Consider the following 19,325-nt stretch of genomic DNA (forward strand, 5'->3'; position numbering starts at 1 on the left):
ATGCCCGACGTGGAAAGTTTTTGGCATAGCCTTGAAGAAGCCTATCAAGCGATTTTGTCGGCGCCAAGTTTTGATGCTTGGATTAAAACCACACGCCCTTTGAAATTAGACAACAATCAATTGTGGCTAGAAGTCCCTTCTGCAGTTCATCGTGATTACTGGGAAAAAAATCTTTCGGCAAAAATTGTCGAAACTGGATTTAAATTGACCGGTGCAGAAGTGATGCCCCATTTTGTTGTTGCCGATGAAAAAGACGCAGCACTGGCACAAGAACTCGAAGAACCTGCCGAAGAAGAAGTTGTTTTTAGTGAACAAAGTAAAAAAGCGATGCTTAATCCTAAGTACACTTTCGACACCTTCGTTATTGGTAAAGGAAACCAAATGGCTCACGCTGCAGCGCTTGTTGTTGCCGAGGATCCGGGTTCGATTTACAATCCCCTTTTCTTCTATGGTGGTGTAGGGTTAGGGAAAACCCATTTGATGCATGCCATTGGTCATCAAATGTTAGTGAATCAACCAGATGCCAAAGTCAAATATGTTAGTAGCGAAACGTTTACGAATGAATTTATCAACTCAATTCAAACAAAGACATCCGAACAATTTCGGAAAGAATATCGCAATGTTGACTTATTATTAGTCGATGATATTCAATTTTTGGCGGAAAAAGAAGCAACATTGGAAGAATTTTTCCATACCTTCAACGATCTTTACAATGAAAATAAACAAATTGTTTTAACAAGTGATCGCCCGCCGAATGATATTCCAAAATTACCTGAACGATTAGTTTCTCGCTTTGCTTGGGGTTTGTCTGTCGATATCACCCCGCCTGATTTAGAAACACGGATTGCAATTTTGCGCAAAAAAGCAGATGCCGAGCGTTTAGAAATTCCGGATGATACACTAAGTTATATCGCTGGTCAAATCGATTCTAATATCCGTGAATTAGAGGGTGCTTTGGTCCGCGTTCAAGCCTTTGCAACTATTAATGGAGAAGATATTACCACTAGTTTAGCGGCGGACGCCTTGAAATCTCTAAAATCAGTTGGTAGTAAAAATCAATTGTCCATCTTACAAATTCAAGAAGAAGTATCCAAATATTATCATGTGCCTCTTAAGGATTTAAAAGGGAAAAAACGAGTGAAAACAATTGTGGTTCCTCGTCAAATCTCAATGTATCTTGCTAGAGAAATGACCGACAATTCCTTGCCAAAAATTGGTGCCGAATTTGGCGGCAAAGATCATACAACGGTGATTCATGCGCACGAAAAGATTCAGCAATTATTGGAAAAAGATCCAGCGATTCAAAAAGAAGTCAGTGAAATTAAAAATTTATTGAACTCTTAGGATGTGGAAAACTAAACAAAAAAGAACAAAGTTATCCACAACTTATACACAAGTGGATAACTTAGTAAAAACAATGCTCTTTTGACTTTTCCACAGAATCAACATGCCCTATTACTTTTATTATTTATTTATATATAATATACAAAACAGTGGCATACAAAATTAGAACGTATTGAAAATACTTAAAAAGGAGTTTACATTATGAAATTAACGGTCAAACGAAGTGTCTTTTTACAAGAATTACAAACTGTTCAACGAGCAATTTCTTCTAAAACAACGATTCCAATCTTAACAGGTGTTAAAATTGTGTTATCAGAAGATGGCTTATCACTTACTGGGAGTAACGCGGATATTTCAATTGAAAGTTTTTTAAGTAAAGATGATGAAAAAGCTCAAATGACCATTGAACGCACAGGTAGCATCGTTTTACAATCTCGTTTCTTTGGCGAAATTATTCGTAAATTACCAGAAGATATGTTCACAATGGAAGTTCTAGATAACAATCAAGTTGCAATTACTTCAGGAAAAGCTGATTTTACGGTTAATGGATTAGATGCTGACAATTATCCGCACTTACCAGTAATTGATACTCAAAACCAAATGAAATTACCTGTTCATTTATTGACAAAAATTATTAGTGAAACAGGTTTTGCTGTCTCGATGCACGAAAGTCGTCCAATTTTAACTGGGGTCCACTTTATTTTAGAAAATCAAAAATTACTTGCCGTTGCGACAGATTCACATCGTTTAAGTCAACGTGTGATCCCGACAGAACAAGCAGTAGAAGACTTTAACATTGTAATTCCAGGAAAAAGTTTAACTGAACTTTCTCGTTCATTAACCAATGAAGAAGAAATGGTTGAAATCAGCATTATGGAAAATCAAGTGCTATTTAAAACAGAAACAATGTACTTCTATTCTCGTTTGTTAGAAGGTAATTATCCTGATACCAACCGTTTAATTCCAACTAGCCATAACACGCAAATTGAATTTTATGTACCAGAATTGCTTTCAGCAATCGAACGTGCCTCTTTACTTTCTCATGAAGGACGTAACAATATTGTTCGCCTTTCGATTTCACCAGATTCTGTTGTTTTATATGGAAATTCACCTGAAATTGGAAAAGTCGAAGAAGCGTTAAACTATGAAAATGTTTCTGGTGAAGCGTTGGATATTTCTTTCAACCCAGATTATATGAAAGATGCGTTGCGAGCGTTTGGCGATATGAATATTACCGTGAAATTCCTTTCTCCAATTCGTCCGTTTACATTGGAGCCAACCGAAACAGAACTAGATTTCATTCAACTAATTACACCGGTTCGTACAAATTAATCATGTTTAAAAAAGACCTTCGGAAAATCACTATGATCGCCGAAGGTTCTTTTTTGTCGTCTATTTAAAGCCGATAAACGCTGCTAGATAAGCTTTTTAAAACTAGAATAGCTTTTACGCTAATATGATTGTGAATATTTGAACTATCGTTTGACGAATAAATTCTGCTTTTTTTTTTCGTGGATAAAGAAAAAAGCCCTTTAATTTTTCGTTTAAGAGCTGTTCATTTTTTTATGAACATTTCCTAGTGAAAGAAGTTTACGTTGCTTAAAACGACGCTCAGACCTCTACAAGCTACTTTTCTTCAATGCATGCCCTCTTCGTTTGTCTTTGAGTTACCCCAAATTGTTTTTTAGTTAAACGCTACTCGTCATTTCTGCCAAATCAGGCCCCTTTTTTCTCAAGAAAATATCAATTTCCGTTTTAAAATGCTTTTTAAGAGTTTTTTTATCCTAATAATATTTTCGGTCATTTAGAATTAAAATTGCTTAGAATGAAAATTAGACAGATAAATTTGTTTTCTCTTATGAAAAAGGGTATAATATATATGAGAACGTATTAGAAAAAAGAGGGATGCACATTGAAAAAAACGTTTGTTTTAGCAACTGAGTATATAACGCTTGGTCAGTTTCTTAAAGAAATCAACGTCATTGGTAGTGGCGGCCAAGCCAAATGGTATTTGGCAGACAATAGCGTGTTTGTTGATGGCGAGTTGGAAAATCGTCGCGGACGGAAACTTTATGCGGGCATGATGATTGAGATACCTGAAGAAGGTACTTTTTTTATGGTGAAAAACGGAAACGAGTCCGACGATGCGGCTGAATGAGCTGACACTTCAGCATTATCGTAATTATGAAACAGTCAGCTTAGATTTTCCAAAAACGTTAAATCTTTTTTTAGGCGAAAACGCCCAAGGAAAAACCAACTTGTTAGAAAGCATTTATGTTCTAGCAATGACACGAAGTCATCGAACCAGCAATGAAAAAGAATTAATTGGCTGGGAACAAGCAGCAGCTAAAATTAGCGGTGTGGTTGAAAAAAAGACAGGCACCGTGCCGTTGGAAATTTTAATTTCCAACAAAGGACGTAAAACCAAGGTTAACCACATTGAGCAAAAAAGGCTCAGTGCGTACATTGGGCAACTGAATGTTATTTTATTTGCCCCAGAAGATTTATCTTTGGTGAAAGGCTCACCTCAAGTCCGCCGGAAATTTATTGACATGGAACTCGGACAAGTGAGTCCTATTTATCTTTATGATCTTGTCCAATATCAGTCTGTTTTAAAGCAACGGAACCAATACCTAAAACAACTAGCTGAAAAGAAACAAACAGATACTGTTTATCTGGATATTTTGACAGAACAGCTAGCTGAATTTGGCGGGAAAGTTCTATACGCTCGGTTAGGTTTTCTTAAAAAATTAGAACACTGGGCAAACTTACTCCATCAAAAAATTAGTCATGGACGCGAAACGCTCACCATTGACTACGCATCAAGCATCCCAATTGACAACACGGATCTTTCCTTAGAAGCACTTCAAAATCAATTGCTCCAACAATTAATGAACAATCGTAAGCGTGAATTGTTTAAAGCGAATACTTTTTTAGGCCCTCATCGTGACGATTTGCTGTTTATTGTCAATGGTCAAAATGTTCAAACGTATGGCTCACAAGGCCAACAGCGAACGACAGCTTTAAGTATTAAATTGGCAGAGATTGATTTGATGCATTCAGAAACAGGAGAATATCCTGTGTTATTACTAGATGATGTCATGAGTGAATTAGATAATGAACGTCAAATTCACTTGTTAGAAACGATTGAAGGCAAAGTTCAAACGTTCTTAACGACAACTAGTTTAGATCACATAAAAGACAAGCTAACAGTTGAACCAGATATTTTTTATGTTCAACAAGGCAAGATAGAAAGGAATTCAGCGACATGACAGAAGAAGAAAAAAACATGAGAGAACGTGCGCAAGAATATGACGCTAGTCAGATTCAAGTTTTGGAGGGCTTAGAAGCTGTCCGGAAACGTCCTGGTATGTACATAGGTTCTACTAGTGGCGAAGGGTTACACCACTTAGTATGGGAAATCGTTGACAACTCTATCGACGAAGCCTTAGCAGGATTTGCTAAATCAATTCAAGTAATTATCGAACCAGACGATAGTATTACTGTTATCGATGATGGTCGTGGAATTCCAGTCGGGATTCAAGCCAAAACAGGTCGCCCAGCTGTGGAAACAGTGTTTACAGTGCTACATGCCGGCGGGAAATTTGGCGGTGGCGGCTATAAAGTATCAGGTGGCTTGCACGGTGTTGGTTCCTCTGTTGTTAATGCTTTATCGACCAGTTTAGATGTTCGTGTTTATAAAGATGGCAAAGTGTATTACCAAGAATATCGTCGTGGTGCGGTTGTTGATGACCTAAAAGTTATCGAAGAAACGGATCGCCACGGAACCACTGTTCACTTTATTCCAGATCCTGAAATTTTTACAGAAACAACCGTTTATGATTTTGATAAATTAGCAACACGGGTTCGTGAATTAGCCTTTTTAAATCGAGGCTTACACATTTCAATTGAAGACCGTCGTGAAGGACAAGAAGATAAAAAAGAGTATCACTATGAAGGCGGGATTAAGAGTTATGTTGAGCATTTAAATGCCAATAAAGACGTTATTTTCCCAGAGCCAATCTTCATTGAAGGAGAGCAACAAGATATTACAGTGGAAGTGTCAATGCAGTATACAGATGGCTACCACTCAAATATTTTAAGTTTTGCCAACAATATTCATACTTATGAAGGCGGAACGCATGAATCTGGTTTTAAAACTTCTTTAACACGTGTGATTAATGACTATGCACGTAAACAAAAATTGATGAAAGAAAACGATGAAAAATTAACTGGGGAAGATGTTCGTGAAGGCTTAACCGCAGTGGTTTCCATCAAACACCCAGATCCTCAATTTGAAGGACAAACCAAAACGAAATTAGGAAACTCAGAAGTACGGACCGTCACGGATCGTTTATTCTCAGAATACTTTACAAAATTCTTGATGGAAAATCCAACAGTCGGTAAACAAATTGTCGAAAAAGGTATGTTGGCCTCAAAAGCTCGTTTAGCCGCTAAAAGAGCCCGTGAAGTCACCCGTCGTAAAGGCGCTTTAGAAATTAGCAACTTGCCAGGGAAGCTGGCTGATTGCTCAAGTAAAGATCCGGAAAAATGCGAATTATTTATCGTCGAAGGAGACTCGGCCGGCGGTTCAGCAAAACAAGGCCGTAGCCGTGAATTCCAAGCCATTTTACCAATTCGTGGGAAAATCTTGAATGTCGAGAAAGCCAGCATGGATAAAATTTTAGCCAATGAAGAAATTCGGTCATTATTTACAGCTATGGGAACAGGCTTCGGCGAAGATTTCGATGTTTCTAAAGCACGTTATCACAAACTAGTGATTATGACCGATGCCGATGTCGATGGTGCGCATATTCGAACGTTGTTATTAACCTTGTTCTATCGCTTCATGCGGCCAATTGTTGAAGCTGGTTATGTGTATATTGCCCAACCACCACTATATGGTGTGAAACAAGGGAAAAACATCACCTACGTTCAACCGGGCAAACATGCTGAAGAGGAACTAGCAAAAGTGTTAGAAGAATTACCTGCTTCACCAAAACCAAGTGTTCAACGTTACAAAGGGTTGGGTGAAATGGATGATCACCAACTTTGGGAAACAACAATGGACCCAGAAAAACGATTAATGGCGCGAGTGAGTGTCGATGATGCCATTGAAGCTGACCAAATTTTTGAAATGCTAATGGGCGATCGTGTGGAACCACGTCGTGCGTTTATCGAAGAAAATGCCCATTACGTGAAAAACTTGGATATTTAATGTGTCGCAACGTTGTAAGAGACGCTAGAACATATATTTAGAGGGGAAAAAATTCATGAGTGAAGAAATTAAAGAAAACATTCAAGACGTCAATCTGACCAGCGAAATGAAAGAATCTTTCATTGACTACGCAATGAGTGTTATCGTAGCCCGCGCGTTACCTGACGTTCGTGACGGTTTAAAACCTGTTCATCGCCGAATCTTATATGGAATGAACGAATTAGGGGTAACCCCTGATAAACCACACAAAAAATCAGCCCGGATTGTTGGGGATGTTATGGGTAAATATCACCCCCATGGGGACAGTGCGATTTACGAATCAATGGTGCGGATGGCACAACCTTTTAGTTATCGGGCTATGTTAGTTGACGGCCACGGAAACTTCGGTTCTGTCGATGGTGACGGCGCTGCCGCTATGCGTTATACCGAAGCACGTATGAGTAAAATTGCTTTAGAAATGCTACGAGATATTAACAAAAATACAGTCGATTTCCAAGGAAACTATGATGATTCAGAACAAGAACCAGTAGTTTTACCTGCTCGTTTTCCAAACTTACTAGTTAACGGAACAACGGGGATTGCGGTGGGGATGGCAACAAATATTCCACCACACAATTTAAGTGAAGTGATTGATGCAACAAGTTTATTGATGGACAATCCTGATGTAACGACGAATGAATTGATGGAAGTGTTACCTGGACCAGATTTTCCAACAGGCGGTTTAGTGATGGGGAAATCAGGGATTCGCCGAGCATATGAAACGGGGAAAGGTTCGATTACAGTTCGTGCAAAAGTTGAATTGACTGAAATGCCGAATGGAAAAGAACGTATTTTAGTAACTGAATTGCCTTATATGGTGAATAAAGCCAAATTAATCGAACGAATTTCTGAATTACACAGAGATAAACGAATTGAAGGAATTACTGATTTGCGGGATGAATCTTCTCGTGAAGGCATGCGGATTGTCATCGATGTTCGTCGAGATGTGAGTGCCTCTGTTGTGTTAAACAACTTGTACAAAATGACTGCCTTACAAACATCTTTTGGTTTTAACATGTTAGCCATTGAAAAAGGTGTACCGAAAATTTTAAGCTTGAAACGTATTTTAGAAAACTACGTCGAGCATCAAAAAGAAGTCATTACTCGCCGGACGATTTTTGACAAAAACAAAGCAGAAGCACGGGCACATATTTTAGAAGGTCTCCGAATTGCCTTAGATCATATCGATGAAATCATTGCCATTATTCGTGGATCACAATCAGATGACGAAGCAAAAGCAACGTTAATTGAACGCTTTGAATTTTCAGATCGTCAAGCGCAAGCGATTTTAGATATGCGTTTACGCCGTTTAACAGGCTTAGAACGCGACAAAATTGAAAATGAATATCAAGAGCTATTGAAATTCATTGCGGACTTAGAGGACATTTTAGCCCGCCCAGAACGCGTCATTGAAATCATTAAAACAGAGTTAAATGACGTTCGTACAAAATTTGGTGATGCACGACGCACAGAATTATTAGTAGGTGAAGTCTTAAGTCTTGAAGATGAAGATTTAATCGAAGAAGAAGAAGTCGTGATTACGTTAACCAATAACGGCTACATTAAGCGGATGGCAAACTCTGAATTCCGGGCGCAACGCCGTGGCGGACGTGGTGTCCAAGGCATGGGCGTTCATGATGATGATTTCGTGAAAAACCTAGTTTCTTGTTCAACACACGACACGTTATTATTCTTTACGAACACTGGGAAAGTTTACCGAGCAAAAGGTTACGAAATCCCTGAGTACGGTAGAACAGCAAAAGGAATTCCAGTGATCAACTTACTGGGAATTGATTCTGCAGAAAAAATTCAAGCGATTATTTCTGTTGAGGGCAAAGCGGAAGCAGGTAAATACTTGTTCTTCACAACCTTAAAAGGAACCGTCAAACGGACAGCCGTAACAGCTTTTTCTAATATCCGTAGTAATGGATTAATCGCCATTAGCTTAAAAGAAGATGATGAGTTAGTTAACGTGGTAACGACTAATGGCAATCAGAAGATGATTATCGGAACACATGCAGGATACTCTGTCACATTTGATGAAAATACTGTACGTGATATGGGCCGGACAGCATCAGGTGTTCGGGGAATCCGTCTCCGCGAAAATGATTATGTGGTCGGCGCAGCGATTCTGGATGAAAATAAAGAAGTCCTAGTCATTACTGAAAATGGTTATGGTAAGCGTACAAAAGCTTCTGAATATCCAGTTAAAGGACGTGGCGGTAAAGGGATTAAGACAGCAAATATCACTGAGAAAAATGGTCCATTAGCTGGTTTAACCACGGTCAATGGGGATGAAGATATCTTATTGATTACGAACAAAGGCGTCATTATCCGCTTTAACGTTGATTCTGTTTCTCAAACAGGACGCGCAACATTAGGGGTTCGTTTAATGAGAATGGAAGATGGTGCCAAAGTGGTAACAATGGCTGTTGTAGAACCAGAAGAAGTGGAAGAAGAAATCGTTGAAGTTGTAGAAACAACAGAAAACGAAACAACATCAGAAACAGAAGAATAACATAAAAAAGTTTCGCCAGTTGGCGAAACTTTTTTATTGGGGCTTTTCAAAACTATTTCTTGCTTTTGTCCATCAATTAGCATATAATTAGAGATTGTGAACTACCTTTTTAGGTATGTTCTCCTTGCTCTTAGCCAACTAAGAGCCTTGAAGTCCATAGGGAGGTGAAAATCAATGAGTCAAGATACGAAGTACGAAATCATGTACATTATTCGTCCGAACATTGATGAAGAAGCAAAAACTGCTTTAGTAGAACGTTTCGACACAATCTTAAAAGATAACGGAGCAGAAGTTATCGAATCTAAAGATTGGGAAAAACGCCGCTTAGCATATGAAATGAACGGATTCCGTGAAGGCATCTATCATATCGTTAACGTTACTTCTCCATCAACAGCTGGCGCAATCAACGAGTTTGATCGTTTAGCAAAAATCAATGACGATATTATCCGTCATATGATCGTGAAGGTAGAAGCATAATTTGTTTCACATGAAACATTTATTGACGAAAGGAGATGTTTTGAATGATTAATAACGTTGTATTAGTCGGAAGATTGACAAAAGATCCTGACTTACGTTACACCGCTAGTGGTTCAGCTGTTGCGACCTTTACACTTGCTGTAAACCGTAACTTTACGAATCAAAATGGTGACCGTGAAGCAGACTTTATCAACTGTGTGATTTGGCGTAAACCCGCAGAAACAATGGCTAATTATGCCCGTAAAGGTACATTATTAGGTGTTGTCGGAAGAATTCAAACTCGTAACTACGAGAATCAACAAGGTCAACGTGTCTACGTAACTGAAGTGGTTTGTGAAAACTTCCAATTGTTAGAATCTCGTTCTGCTTCAGAACAAAGAGGAACTGGCGGCGGTAGCTTTAATAACAACGAAAATGGTTATCAATCACAAAATCGTAGCTTTGGTAATAACAATGCCGGTTCTGGATTTAATAACAACAACAATAGTTTCAATCCATCATCTTCTCAGTCGCAAAACAATAACGGTATGCCTGATTTCGATAAAGATTCTGATCCATTTGGTGGCTCAGGTTCATCTATCGACATTTCAGATGATGATTTACCATTCTAAACGAATTTGATAGGAGGGAACAAGAATGGCACAACAAAGAAGAGGCGGACGTAAACGTCGTAAAGTCGACTACATCGCAGCAAACCACATCGAATACATCGACTATAAAGATACTGAATTGTTAAAACGATTCATTTCAGAACGTGGCAAAATTTTACCACGTCGTGTTACAGGTACTGGCGCTAAAAACCAACGTAAATTAACGATTGCTATTAAACGCGCACGTATCATGGGATTATTACCATTCGTTAGTGACGAACAATAATTTTATGACAATTTCCAGAACCAAAGAGCAGGCTCTTTGGTTCTTTTTTATCTTGACTAGTGTTTCACGTGAAACATAACAAGGTTCGCAGAATGAAGTGTTTTGTGATAAAATAAAGGATGAAATAACTAGTGAATCACCAGAGCAATATGCTCGTTGGAACAAGTCGCCTCAAAGGTCTGCAGAAACATTGGAGGCAAAAAAATGCAAAAGAAGAGAATTCAAAAAAACGGTTTCTTAATTGTTGTGGGTCTTCTCTTAGTAGAATTTCTCCTCTATTTCTTACTAACAAATAAATGGCTGCTATTGGCGGTAATTATCGCATTAGATATCTTTCTCTTAGTGGTTATTCGGCTGTTGATTAGAGATGTAGAAATTACGAACGTAGAAAAGATTCAAGAAGCAAGTTCCATTGCTGAACAATCGTTGGATTATGTTGTGAATGAAGTACCTGTGGGAATTATTACGTATAATGGGGAAACACGCGCGGTAGAATGGCTTAATCCTTATGCTGCTTCTATTTTTAATAAAGACAATCAGCTAACGTTAACCGCTAGCCAAGTGACGTCCTATTTAGAATTAGCAGAACGAAACCAAGATATCTTTACGATTGATGAAAATACCTATCGCTTTAGCGTCAATAAAGAACAACATACAATTACTTTTGAAGATATCACTAAAGAAAGTAATTTGTATCAAGAAAAAGTCGAAATGCAAACGGCTATTGGCATTGTGTCTGTCGATAATTATGATGATGTCACCGATACAATGGACGAGAAAGAAATTTCTTATTTGAATAGTTTCATTACGACGATGGTTTCTGATTGGATGGACCAATACAAAGTTTTTTATAAGCGAATCAACGCAGAACGTTATTTTTTCATTGCCCAATGGGAAGATATTCAAAAAATGATGGACGAAAAATTTTCTATTTTGGATACGATCCGTAAGGAATCAGCTAACCATGAAGTAGCCATTACGTTAAGTATGGGGATTGCTTATGGGGGGCCAACCTTAGATCAAACCGGGACCACGGCTCAAACAAACCTAGATACAGCTTTAGTACGTGGTGGCGATCAAGTGGTTGTAAAAGAAGCCAAAGATGAAGCGAAGCCGTTATTTTTTGGTGGAAAAACGGCAGTAACGACGAAACGTTCCCAAGTACGTTCTCGTGCAATGAGCATGGCAATTAAGGGAATTATTGCGGAATCAGCTGACATCTATATTATGGGCCATCGTTATCCAGATATGGATGCGTTAGGTTCAGCATTTGGTGTTGCTCGTTTAGCTTCGTTTAATAATCGAAAAGCGTGGATTGTTTTAGATGAAAATGAAATCATTCCCGATGTCAAAAGAGTGTTAGAGGCGATTAAAGAGTACCCAGAATTAGAAGAGCGCATTATTAGTCCTAAAGAGGCCATGAAGCGCAAGAAAGAAAGTAGCTTATTAGTTATGGTAGATTACCATAAACCGTCTCTATCGATCTCACAAGAGCTCTATGAGCGTTTTGATAAAGTGGTAATCATTGATCACCATCGACGAGGAGACGAATTTCCAGCAAAACCCTTGCTTTCTTATATTGAATCTTCTGCCTCTTCTGCTTCAGAATTAGTCACAGAATTGATCGAATACCAAAGTAATAGCGCAAATAAACTGCAGGCCTTTGAAGCAACCATGATGTTGGCGGGAATTGTGGTTGATACGAAAAGTTTCAATACACGAACGACGGCGCGAACATTTGATGTGGCTAGTTATTTACGAACTTGTGGAGCAGACTCATCTTTAGTACAATATCTATTAAGTTCTGATCTTACAAGCTATCTGGAAATGAACAACTTAATCTCTAAAAGCGAATATGTCACAAAAGATACCGTCGTTGTTGCCGGGAGTGAAGACAAAGAATATGATAGTGTCACAGCTGCCAAAACAGCGGACACATTACTTTCTATGGCAGGGATTAATGCAGCATTTGTCATTACCAAGCGGACGGATCAACAGATTGGCATTAGTGCTCGGAGTAATGGTTCAATTAATGTCCAAATTATTATGGAAAATTTAGGTGGTGGCGGTCACTTTACTAATGCGGCAGTACAATTATCAAATGTAACAGTAGCAGAAGTAAAAGAGCAACTACTTGATGTAATTCGTCAAAATATTAATGAAATGTATGAACAGGAGTGAAGGAAATGAAAGTCATTTTTTTACAAGATGTTAAAGGAAAAGGAAAAAAAGGGGACGTAAAAGAAGTTCCAACTGGTTACGCCCAAAACTTTTTAATTAAAAATGGTTATGCGAAAGAAGCCAATAAAGGAAGCATGAGTGCGTTAGCGGGTCAAAAGAAAGCCCAAGAAAAACATGAAGCAGAAGTTTTAGCACAAGCAAAAGAAATGCAAGCCTTTTTAGAAGATGAAAAGACTGTTGTAGAGATCAAGGCAAAAGCTGGAGAAGACAGCCGTTTATTTGGCTCAATTCCTTCAAAACAAATTGCAGAAGCCTTAAACAAACAATACAATGTAAAATTGGATAAACGCAAAATCGAATTAGCCAACCCAATTCGTTCTCTAGGTTACACTAACGTACCAGTCAAACTACATCATGAAGTTACAGCGAAAATTAAAGTTCATGTCGTAGCGGAATAATACAATCGATAAAAAAGAAGCCGATTTCTCCGGCTTCTTTTTTATATAAAATAAATTACTCGGTTTATTTTTATTATTTTTTTAAAATGAAATGAATAACACTTTTAATTAATAAAAATATTATATTTTTATTAATTGTGTATTTTTTAAAATTGGAAAGTGAACTAAAAATAGAGAAATCAGCAGAGAAAAAATGTACTTTTTTTAATGAAATTGTGTTAAAATGGATAGACTAAATGAACCAGAAAGTAAGACATCGTGGGAGAGAACAAAATGAATGAATTATTGCAAGATAGGGTACCGCCACAAAATATTGAAGCGGAACAAGCCGTTTTAGGTTCTATTTTCTTAGATGCAGATGTGCTAATAGAAGCGATGGAATATGTGGAACCTAAAGATTTCTATCGTCGTAGTCATCAGTTGATTTTCCAAACGATGATGACCTTAAGCGACCGAAATGAAGCGATTGATGTGGTAACAATCAAAGATCGCCTAGAACAAGAGAATTTGTTAGAAGATGTTGGTGGACTAAGTTATCTGTCAGATTTAGCTTTAGCTGTACCGACAGCTGCCAATGTCATTTATTATGCAAAAATTGTTGAACAAAAATCGTTGCTGCGCAACTTAATCCAAACCGCTACAGAGATTGTAACTAAAGGCTTTGAGCAAGGTGAAGATGTTGAATCTATTTTGGATGATGCAGAACGCAGCATTTTAGAAGTCTCCGAAAAGCGGAATCGTAGTGGCTTTTTATCAATTTCAGATGTTCTAAATACAACTATTGCGAATATTGACCAATTATACCAAAATGATGAAGAGATTACTGGTTTACCTACAGGCTATCAAGCATTGGATAAAATGACTGCCGGCTTGCAAGCGGAAGAGCTAATTATTTTAGCGGCCCGTCCAGCGGTAGGGAAAACCGCTTTTGCATTAAATATTGCCCAAAATGTCGGCACCAAAACAGATAAAGCTGTCGCTATTTTTAGTTTAGAAATGGGGGCAGAATCATTAGTGAACCGGATGCTTTGTGCAGAAGGATCCATTGAGGCTAGCCATTTAAGAACAGGGCAATTATCTGAAGAAGAATGGCAAAACTTAATTATTGCGATGGGTAGTTTGTCCCGTGCGAATATCTATATTGATGACACACCAGGGATTAAAATTACCGAAATTCGTGCGAAATGTCGTAAATTAGCACAAGAAAAAGGCAACTTAGGTCTAATTTTGATCGACTACCTACAATTGATTGAAGGAACTGGAAAAGAGAACCGCCAACAGGAGGTTTCTGATATTTCACGTCAATTAAAAAAATTAGCGAAAGAATTAAAAGTCCCGGTTATCGCTTTGTCACAGCTTTCTCGTGGCGTGGAACAACGTCAAGATAAACGTCCTGTGTTAAGTGATATTCGTGAATCAGGTTCCATTGAGCAAGATGCCGATATCGTTGCCTTTCTTTATCGTGATGATTACTATGATCGTGGTGAAGGAGAAGACGGCGATCATGAGCCACCAGAAGTTGACAATGTTGTAGAAGTCATCATTGAGAAAAACCGTAGTGGTGCGCGTGGAACGGTCGAATTACTTTTCATTAAAGAATATAATAAATTTTCTTCGCTTTCGCCGAGGACAGAATTTTAAAAAAACGAACTCATTTTTTGAGTTCGTTTTTTTGCTTATTAAGGGATTAAAATCAGAGAGTAAAACACGAACAATATTCGTATATTTTATTATTTTACAAAAACATAACTAAAAATGTTCGTATTTTTAACAGAAACGCTTTTGATTGTGAAAGAATATTCGATTTTTACCCTTGAAAGGGACTGGTTTTACTGGTACAATGATTCAGGACAAAAAAATTATGAACGAGGTGTTCGAATGTCATCAGTAGTAGTTGTTGGAACGCAATGGGGCGACGAAGGTAAAGGAAAAATTACAGACTTTCTAAGTGAAAACGCAGAAGTGATCGCTCGTTACCAAGGCGGAGATAACGCCGGACATACCATTAAATTCGACGGCGTAACGTATAAATTACATTTAATTCCTTCAGGGATTTTCTATAAAGAAAAAATTAGTGTAATTGGTAACGGCGTAGTTGTGAATCCAAAATCTTTAGTAAAAGAATTAGCTTATTTAAAAGAAAATAATGTTGCCACTGATAATTTACGTATTTCAGATCGTGCCCATGTCATCTTGCCGTATCATATTAAATTGGATCAATTGCAAGAAGATGCGAAAGGTGAAAACAAGATTGGGACAACGATTAAAGGAATTGGCCCAGCCTACATGGATAAAGCAGCACGGGTGGGAATCCGTATCGCTGATTTATTGGATAAAGAAATTTTTGCGGAACGTTTGAAAATTAATTTAGAAGAAAAAAATCGTCAATTCGTTAAAATGTTTGATAGCGAAGCCATTGAATTTGATGATATTTTTGAAGAATACTATGAATACGGACAACAAATTAAACAATATGTTACAGATACTTCGGTTATTTTAAACGATGCATTAGATGCTGGAAAACGGGTTTTATTTGAAGGGGCACAAGGTGTCATGTTGGATATCGATCAAGGAACCTATCCATTTGTTACTTCCTCTAATCCAGTAGCTGGTGGCGTAACTATCGGTAGTGGCGTTGGTCCATCAAAAATTAATAAAGTGGTTGGTGTCTGCAAAGCGTACACTTCACGTGTCGGTGACGGCCCATTCCCAACAGAATTATTTGATGAAACAGGAGAAACCATTCGTCGTGTCGGTAAAGAATACGGAACAACAACAGGACGTCCGCGTCGTGTCGGTTGGTTTGATTCAGTAGTTATGCGTCATTCAAAACGTGTATCAGGGATTACAAACTTGTCATTAAACTCGATTGACGTGTTAAGTGGTTTAGAAACGGTGAAAATTTGTACAGCTTATGAACTTGATGGTGAATTAATTTATCATTATCCAGCAAGCTTGAAAGAATTAAGCCGCTGTAAACCAGTTTATGAAGAATTACCAGGTTGGTCTGAAGATATCACTGGTTGCAAAACTTTAGCTGATTTACCAGCTAATGCTCGTAACTATGTGCATCGGATTTCAGAATTAGTTGGTGTGCGCATTTCAACATTCTCTGTAGGTCCAGACCGTAACCAAACGAACGTTTTAGAAAGCGTTTGGGCACAAATTTAAGCAGATTTTTAAGGGAACGTAAAGGATGGCTTATGCCAATTCAGCCTTTACGTTCTTTTTTAATTTTATATAAAAATGAAAAACTATGGTAAAATAAAAGAAAACATGAAGGGGGCAATTGTCCGTGAATTATCAATTAGTGACAGATTCTTGTTGTGACTTGCCGTATACATACTTAAAAGAAAACCAAGTACCTTTTATTAGCATGAATATTCAAATTGACGGGAAAGAATATCGCGATGATTTAGGCGAAACGTTTGATTATCAGAACTTCTTAACGGCCGTTAAAAATGGAAGTATGCCCACTACCTCTCAAGTTAATGTAGGACGCTACAATGAATTTTTCCGTCCTTTTGTGGAGCAAGGGTTACCGGTAATTTATTTAGCTTTTTCATCTGGGTTAAGTGGCTCTTATCAAAGTGCGTTGCAATCAGTAGAGATGTTAAAAGAAGAGTACGATAATGTAGAAATTCATATTATTGATACAAAAGCAGCTAGCTTAGGTCAAGGGATGTTAGTCCGAGAAGCCATTCGATTACAAACAGATGGTCATTCATTAGGAGAAGTTGTTGCCTATCTTGAAGAGCAAAAAATGAAACTTCACTCGTGGGTAACGGTAGATGATTTAAAACATTTAGAACGTGGCGGACGGATTTCTAAAACAGCGGCAGCGCTTGGTGGCTTAATGAACATTAAACCAATTATTCGCGTGGATGCGGCGGGTAAACTAGCATCCGTTGGTAAAACTCGTGGACGAAACAAGTCCTTGCAAAAGATTGCGCAAGAAACGATTCAAGGCATTGTAGAGCCAATGAAACAAACACTATTGATTGCATATGCAGGAACGAAAGATGACGCGGAAAAAGTCAAAGAATTAATTGAAAAAGAAATAGAAGTTAATGAGATACTGATTTATCCTCTAGGACCCACTATTACTAGTCATACTGGAATAGGTTGTATTGCTGTGTTTTCTTTTGGTGAAAAAAGAAAATAAAAAATGAGCCTGGGACAAAAATCACTTTGGATTTTTGTCCTAGGCTTAAAAATTGATAAACGGCGGGAACAGAAGCAACACTACGCGTTGCTCCGATCTCAACAACTTCTAAGAGCTAAAGCTCTAAGAGTTGAAGGTCCTTCGGAAATAAGCCGAAATTCTCCAAAAATTATAGAACAATTTTCGGAAATTCCTTCTTATTTCTCGGAGTTAAACGTTTCTGTCCCGACCTCATTTTTTAATAATCTGAACTGAATAAAACGTCCATTTGTTTTTGAATTTCTGGGTTTTCCAAGAATTCATCATAGGTTGTTTCTGCCCGATCAATGACCCCTTTATCAGAAACAGCAATAATTCGGTTTGCTAATGTTTGGATAAATTGGTGGTCATGTGAAGCAAAAAGAATTGAACCAGTGAAAGCCATCAACCCATCATTTAACGCAGTGATTGATTCTAAGTCTAAGTGGTTCGTTGGATCATCTAAAACTAAGACATTGGCTTTGGAAAGCATTAATTTTGAAAGCATGACACGCACTTTTTCGCCTCCGGAAAGAACATTGACTGGTTTTAGTACCTCTTCACCAGAGAATAACATCCGACCTAAGAAACTACGTAAGAACGTATTGTCATCTTCTTCTTTACCAGCAAATTGACGTAACCAATCTAAAATAGTTAATGGCTCTTCAAAGTCTTTGCTGTTGTCTTTTGGTAAATAAGCTTGGCTAGTTGTAACGCCCCAACGAACAGAACCTGTATCGGGAGTAATTTCGCCCATAATCACTTTGAATAACGTAGTCGTTGTAATATCTGAGTCAGCGATGAATGCCACTTTATCATCTTTTGTTAAGTTGAACGAGATATTATCTAAGATTTTTTTGCCATCAATCGTTACAGAGACATTTTCAACTTGTAATAAGTCATTGCCGATTTCACGTTCTGGTGTAAAACCAACGAATGGATAACGACGAGAGGAAGGTTGAATGTCATCTAAGGTAATTTTATCTAACATTTTTTTACGTGACGTTGCTTGTTTTGATTTTGAGGCATTGGCGCTAAAACGAGCGATAAAGTCTTGTAATTCTTTGATTTGTTCTTCTTTTTTGGCATTAGACTGTGCTTGCAATTTTGTCGCTAGTTGGCTTGATTCCAACCAGAAATCATAGTTACCAACGTAAAGTTTGATTTTACTAAAGTCTAAATCTGCCATGTGGGTGCAGACTTTGTTTAGGAAATGACGGTCATGGGAAACCACGATAACGGTATTTTCAAAGTTGATTAAAAATTCTTCTAACCAATTGATTGAGCGGGTGTCTAAACCATTTGTCGGCTCGTCTAATAGTAAGACATCTGGTTTACCAAAAAGAGATTGAGCTAATAATACTTTGACTTTTTGACCAGCTGTTAATTCGCTCATTTTTTGATCATGTAATTCTTCTGGAATGTTTAGCCCTTGGAGTAAAACAGCTGCTTCAGGTTCTGCTTCCCAACCGTCAAGTTCAGCAAATTCGCCTTCTAGTTCTGCGGCACGAATCCCATCTTCATCTGAAAAATCTTCTTTCATATAGATAGCATCTTTTTCTTTCATTACTTCGTAAAGACGTTTATGTCCCATAATTACAGTTTCTAAAACAGTGTAGTCTTCGTAGTCAAAGTGATTTTGTTTCAGCGTTGCTAGTCGCTCATTAGGACCCATTGAAACCACGCCAGTTGTCGGTTGAATCTCACCTGATAAAATTTTAAGAAACGTTGATTTTCCTGCACCGTTTGCGCCGATTAAGCCGTAACAGTTGCCAGGAGTAAATTTAATATTCACTTCTTCAAAAAGTTTACGATCTGGAAATTGTAAACTTACATCATTAACAGTAATCAATTGTTTTCCTCACTTTTAATATATTCTTGAACCTCTCTGCATTATATCGGCTACAGAACCTTTTTTCAAGGAGTTTCAATCTTTTTACAGAAACGAATAAAAAGGTGGGTTTTTTATAGAAAAAAAGGCGTTTTTTTAAAATGTTTCATGTGAAACAGAAAATTTTTTCATGAAAGGGT

The 19,325-nt window shown here is 37.8% G+C and carries 15 protein-coding genes; 14 read left to right on the forward strand and 1 reads right to left on the reverse strand.

The features are described 5' to 3' along the window. From dnaA to IGJ63_RS00070, 14 genes are all read left to right on the forward strand, one after another. Entirely contained in the window at positions 1 to 1,344 is a 1,344-nt protein-coding gene (dnaA, locus tag IGJ63_RS00005; RefSeq protein WP_002356013.1) for a chromosomal replication initiator protein DnaA, read from the forward strand. A gap of 201 nt (positions 1,345 to 1,545) precedes the next feature. Next, positions 1,546 to 2,676, forward strand: a complete 1,131-nt coding sequence (gene dnaN / locus IGJ63_RS00010; RefSeq protein WP_002356014.1) for a DNA polymerase III subunit beta — start codon at positions 1,546 to 1,548, stop codon at positions 2,674 to 2,676. 580 nt (positions 2,677 to 3,256) lie between these two features. Then, the gene (yaaA, locus tag IGJ63_RS00015) at positions 3,257 to 3,502 is read left to right on the forward strand and encodes a S4 domain-containing protein YaaA (RefSeq protein ID WP_002356015.1); all 246 of its coding nucleotides are present in this window, start codon (positions 3,257 to 3,259) and stop codon (positions 3,500 to 3,502) included. Next, positions 3,489 to 4,616: a DNA replication/repair protein RecF gene (gene recF / locus IGJ63_RS00020; protein ID WP_002356016.1), complete on the forward strand. Its 1,128-nt coding sequence runs from the start codon at positions 3,489 to 3,491 to the stop codon at positions 4,614 to 4,616. Before yaaA ends, recF begins: the two co-directional genes overlap by 14 nt. Then, the gene (gyrB, locus tag IGJ63_RS00025; protein ID WP_002359210.1) at positions 4,613 to 6,562 is read left to right on the forward strand and encodes a DNA topoisomerase (ATP-hydrolyzing) subunit B; all 1,950 of its coding nucleotides are present in this window, start codon (positions 4,613 to 4,615) and stop codon (positions 6,560 to 6,562) included. Before recF ends, gyrB begins: the two co-directional genes overlap by 4 nt. Positions 6,563 to 6,617: 55 nt before the next feature. Continuing rightward, the gene (gene gyrA, locus IGJ63_RS00030; protein ID WP_002361457.1) at positions 6,618 to 9,119 is read left to right on the forward strand and encodes a DNA gyrase subunit A; all 2,502 of its coding nucleotides are present in this window, start codon (positions 6,618 to 6,620) and stop codon (positions 9,117 to 9,119) included. A gap of 174 nt (positions 9,120 to 9,293) precedes the next feature. Further along, the gene (gene rpsF / locus IGJ63_RS00035; protein ID WP_002356019.1) at positions 9,294 to 9,596 is read left to right on the forward strand and encodes a 30S ribosomal protein S6; all 303 of its coding nucleotides are present in this window, start codon (positions 9,294 to 9,296) and stop codon (positions 9,594 to 9,596) included. 44 nt (positions 9,597 to 9,640) lie between these two features. After that, positions 9,641 to 10,207 carry a single-stranded DNA-binding protein gene (gene ssb / locus IGJ63_RS00040; protein ID WP_002364599.1) on the forward strand — a complete coding sequence of 189 codons (567 nt, stop codon included), beginning with the start codon at positions 9,641 to 9,643 and terminating at the stop codon, positions 10,205 to 10,207. Positions 10,208 to 10,232: 25 nt separating this feature from the next. Then, a complete protein-coding gene (gene rpsR / locus IGJ63_RS00045; RefSeq protein ID WP_002356021.1) occupies positions 10,233 to 10,472 on the forward strand; it encodes a 30S ribosomal protein S18 in 240 nt (79 codons plus the stop codon). 156 nt (positions 10,473 to 10,628) lie between these two features. Next, the gene (locus IGJ63_RS00050; RefSeq protein ID WP_180758871.1) at positions 10,629 to 12,653 is read left to right on the forward strand and encodes a DHH family phosphoesterase; all 2,025 of its coding nucleotides are present in this window, start codon (positions 10,629 to 10,631) and stop codon (positions 12,651 to 12,653) included. Positions 12,654 to 12,658: 5 nt separating this feature from the next. Continuing rightward, positions 12,659 to 13,111 (forward strand): 50S ribosomal protein L9, encoded by a 453-nt coding sequence (gene rplI, locus IGJ63_RS00055; protein ID WP_002356023.1) that lies wholly within the window; start codon positions 12,659 to 12,661, stop codon positions 13,109 to 13,111. Between the two features lie 273 nt (positions 13,112 to 13,384). Beyond that, positions 13,385 to 14,752, forward strand: coding sequence for a replicative DNA helicase (gene dnaB, locus IGJ63_RS00060; RefSeq protein WP_002381331.1), 1,368 nt, complete (start codon positions 13,385 to 13,387; stop codon positions 14,750 to 14,752). Positions 14,753 to 14,989: 237 nt separating this feature from the next. Continuing rightward, positions 14,990 to 16,282, forward strand: a complete 1,293-nt coding sequence (locus IGJ63_RS00065; protein WP_002376293.1) for an adenylosuccinate synthase — start codon at positions 14,990 to 14,992, stop codon at positions 16,280 to 16,282. 124 nt (positions 16,283 to 16,406) lie between these two features. Continuing rightward, positions 16,407 to 17,276 carry a DegV family protein gene (locus IGJ63_RS00070; protein WP_101731812.1) on the forward strand — a complete coding sequence of 290 codons (870 nt, stop codon included), beginning with the start codon at positions 16,407 to 16,409 and terminating at the stop codon, positions 17,274 to 17,276. 238 nt (positions 17,277 to 17,514) lie between these two features. Here IGJ63_RS00070 and IGJ63_RS00075 read toward each other — a convergent pair whose 3' ends face one another. Next, positions 17,515 to 19,146 carry an ABC-F family ATP-binding cassette domain-containing protein gene (locus IGJ63_RS00075; protein ID WP_002359215.1) on the reverse strand — a complete coding sequence of 544 codons (1,632 nt, stop codon included), beginning with the start codon at positions 19,144 to 19,146 and terminating at the stop codon, positions 17,515 to 17,517. Positions 19,147 to 19,325 lie beyond the last annotated feature (179 nt).

This window comes from Enterococcus sp. DIV1375a, from assembly GCF_051712205.1.
Classification (GTDB): domain Bacteria; phylum Bacillota; class Bacilli; order Lactobacillales; family Enterococcaceae; genus Enterococcus; species Enterococcus faecalis.

Coding starts and splice junctions, on each gene's coding strand:
- dnaA (WP_002356013.1), top strand. CDS start 1: ATGCCCGACGTGGAAAGTTTTTGGCATAGCCTTGAAGAAGCCTATCAA.
- dnaN (WP_002356014.1), top strand. CDS start 1,546: ATGAAATTAACGGTCAAACGAAGTGTCTTTTTACAAGAATTACAAACT.
- recF (WP_002356016.1), top strand. CDS start 3,489: ATGCGGCTGAATGAGCTGACACTTCAGCATTATCGTAATTATGAAACA.
- gyrB (WP_002359210.1), top strand. CDS start 4,613: ATGACAGAAGAAGAAAAAAACATGAGAGAACGTGCGCAAGAATATGAC.
- gyrA (WP_002361457.1), top strand. CDS start 6,618: ATGAGTGAAGAAATTAAAGAAAACATTCAAGACGTCAATCTGACCAGC.
- rpsF (WP_002356019.1), top strand. CDS start 9,294: ATGAGTCAAGATACGAAGTACGAAATCATGTACATTATTCGTCCGAAC.
- ssb (WP_002364599.1), top strand. CDS start 9,641: ATGATTAATAACGTTGTATTAGTCGGAAGATTGACAAAAGATCCTGAC.
- rpsR (WP_002356021.1), top strand. CDS start 10,233: ATGGCACAACAAAGAAGAGGCGGACGTAAACGTCGTAAAGTCGACTAC.
- rplI (WP_002356023.1), top strand. CDS start 12,659: ATGAAAGTCATTTTTTTACAAGATGTTAAAGGAAAAGGAAAAAAAGGG.
- dnaB (WP_002381331.1), top strand. CDS start 13,385: ATGAATGAATTATTGCAAGATAGGGTACCGCCACAAAATATTGAAGCG.
- IGJ63_RS00065 (WP_002376293.1), top strand. CDS start 14,990: ATGTCATCAGTAGTAGTTGTTGGAACGCAATGGGGCGACGAAGGTAAA.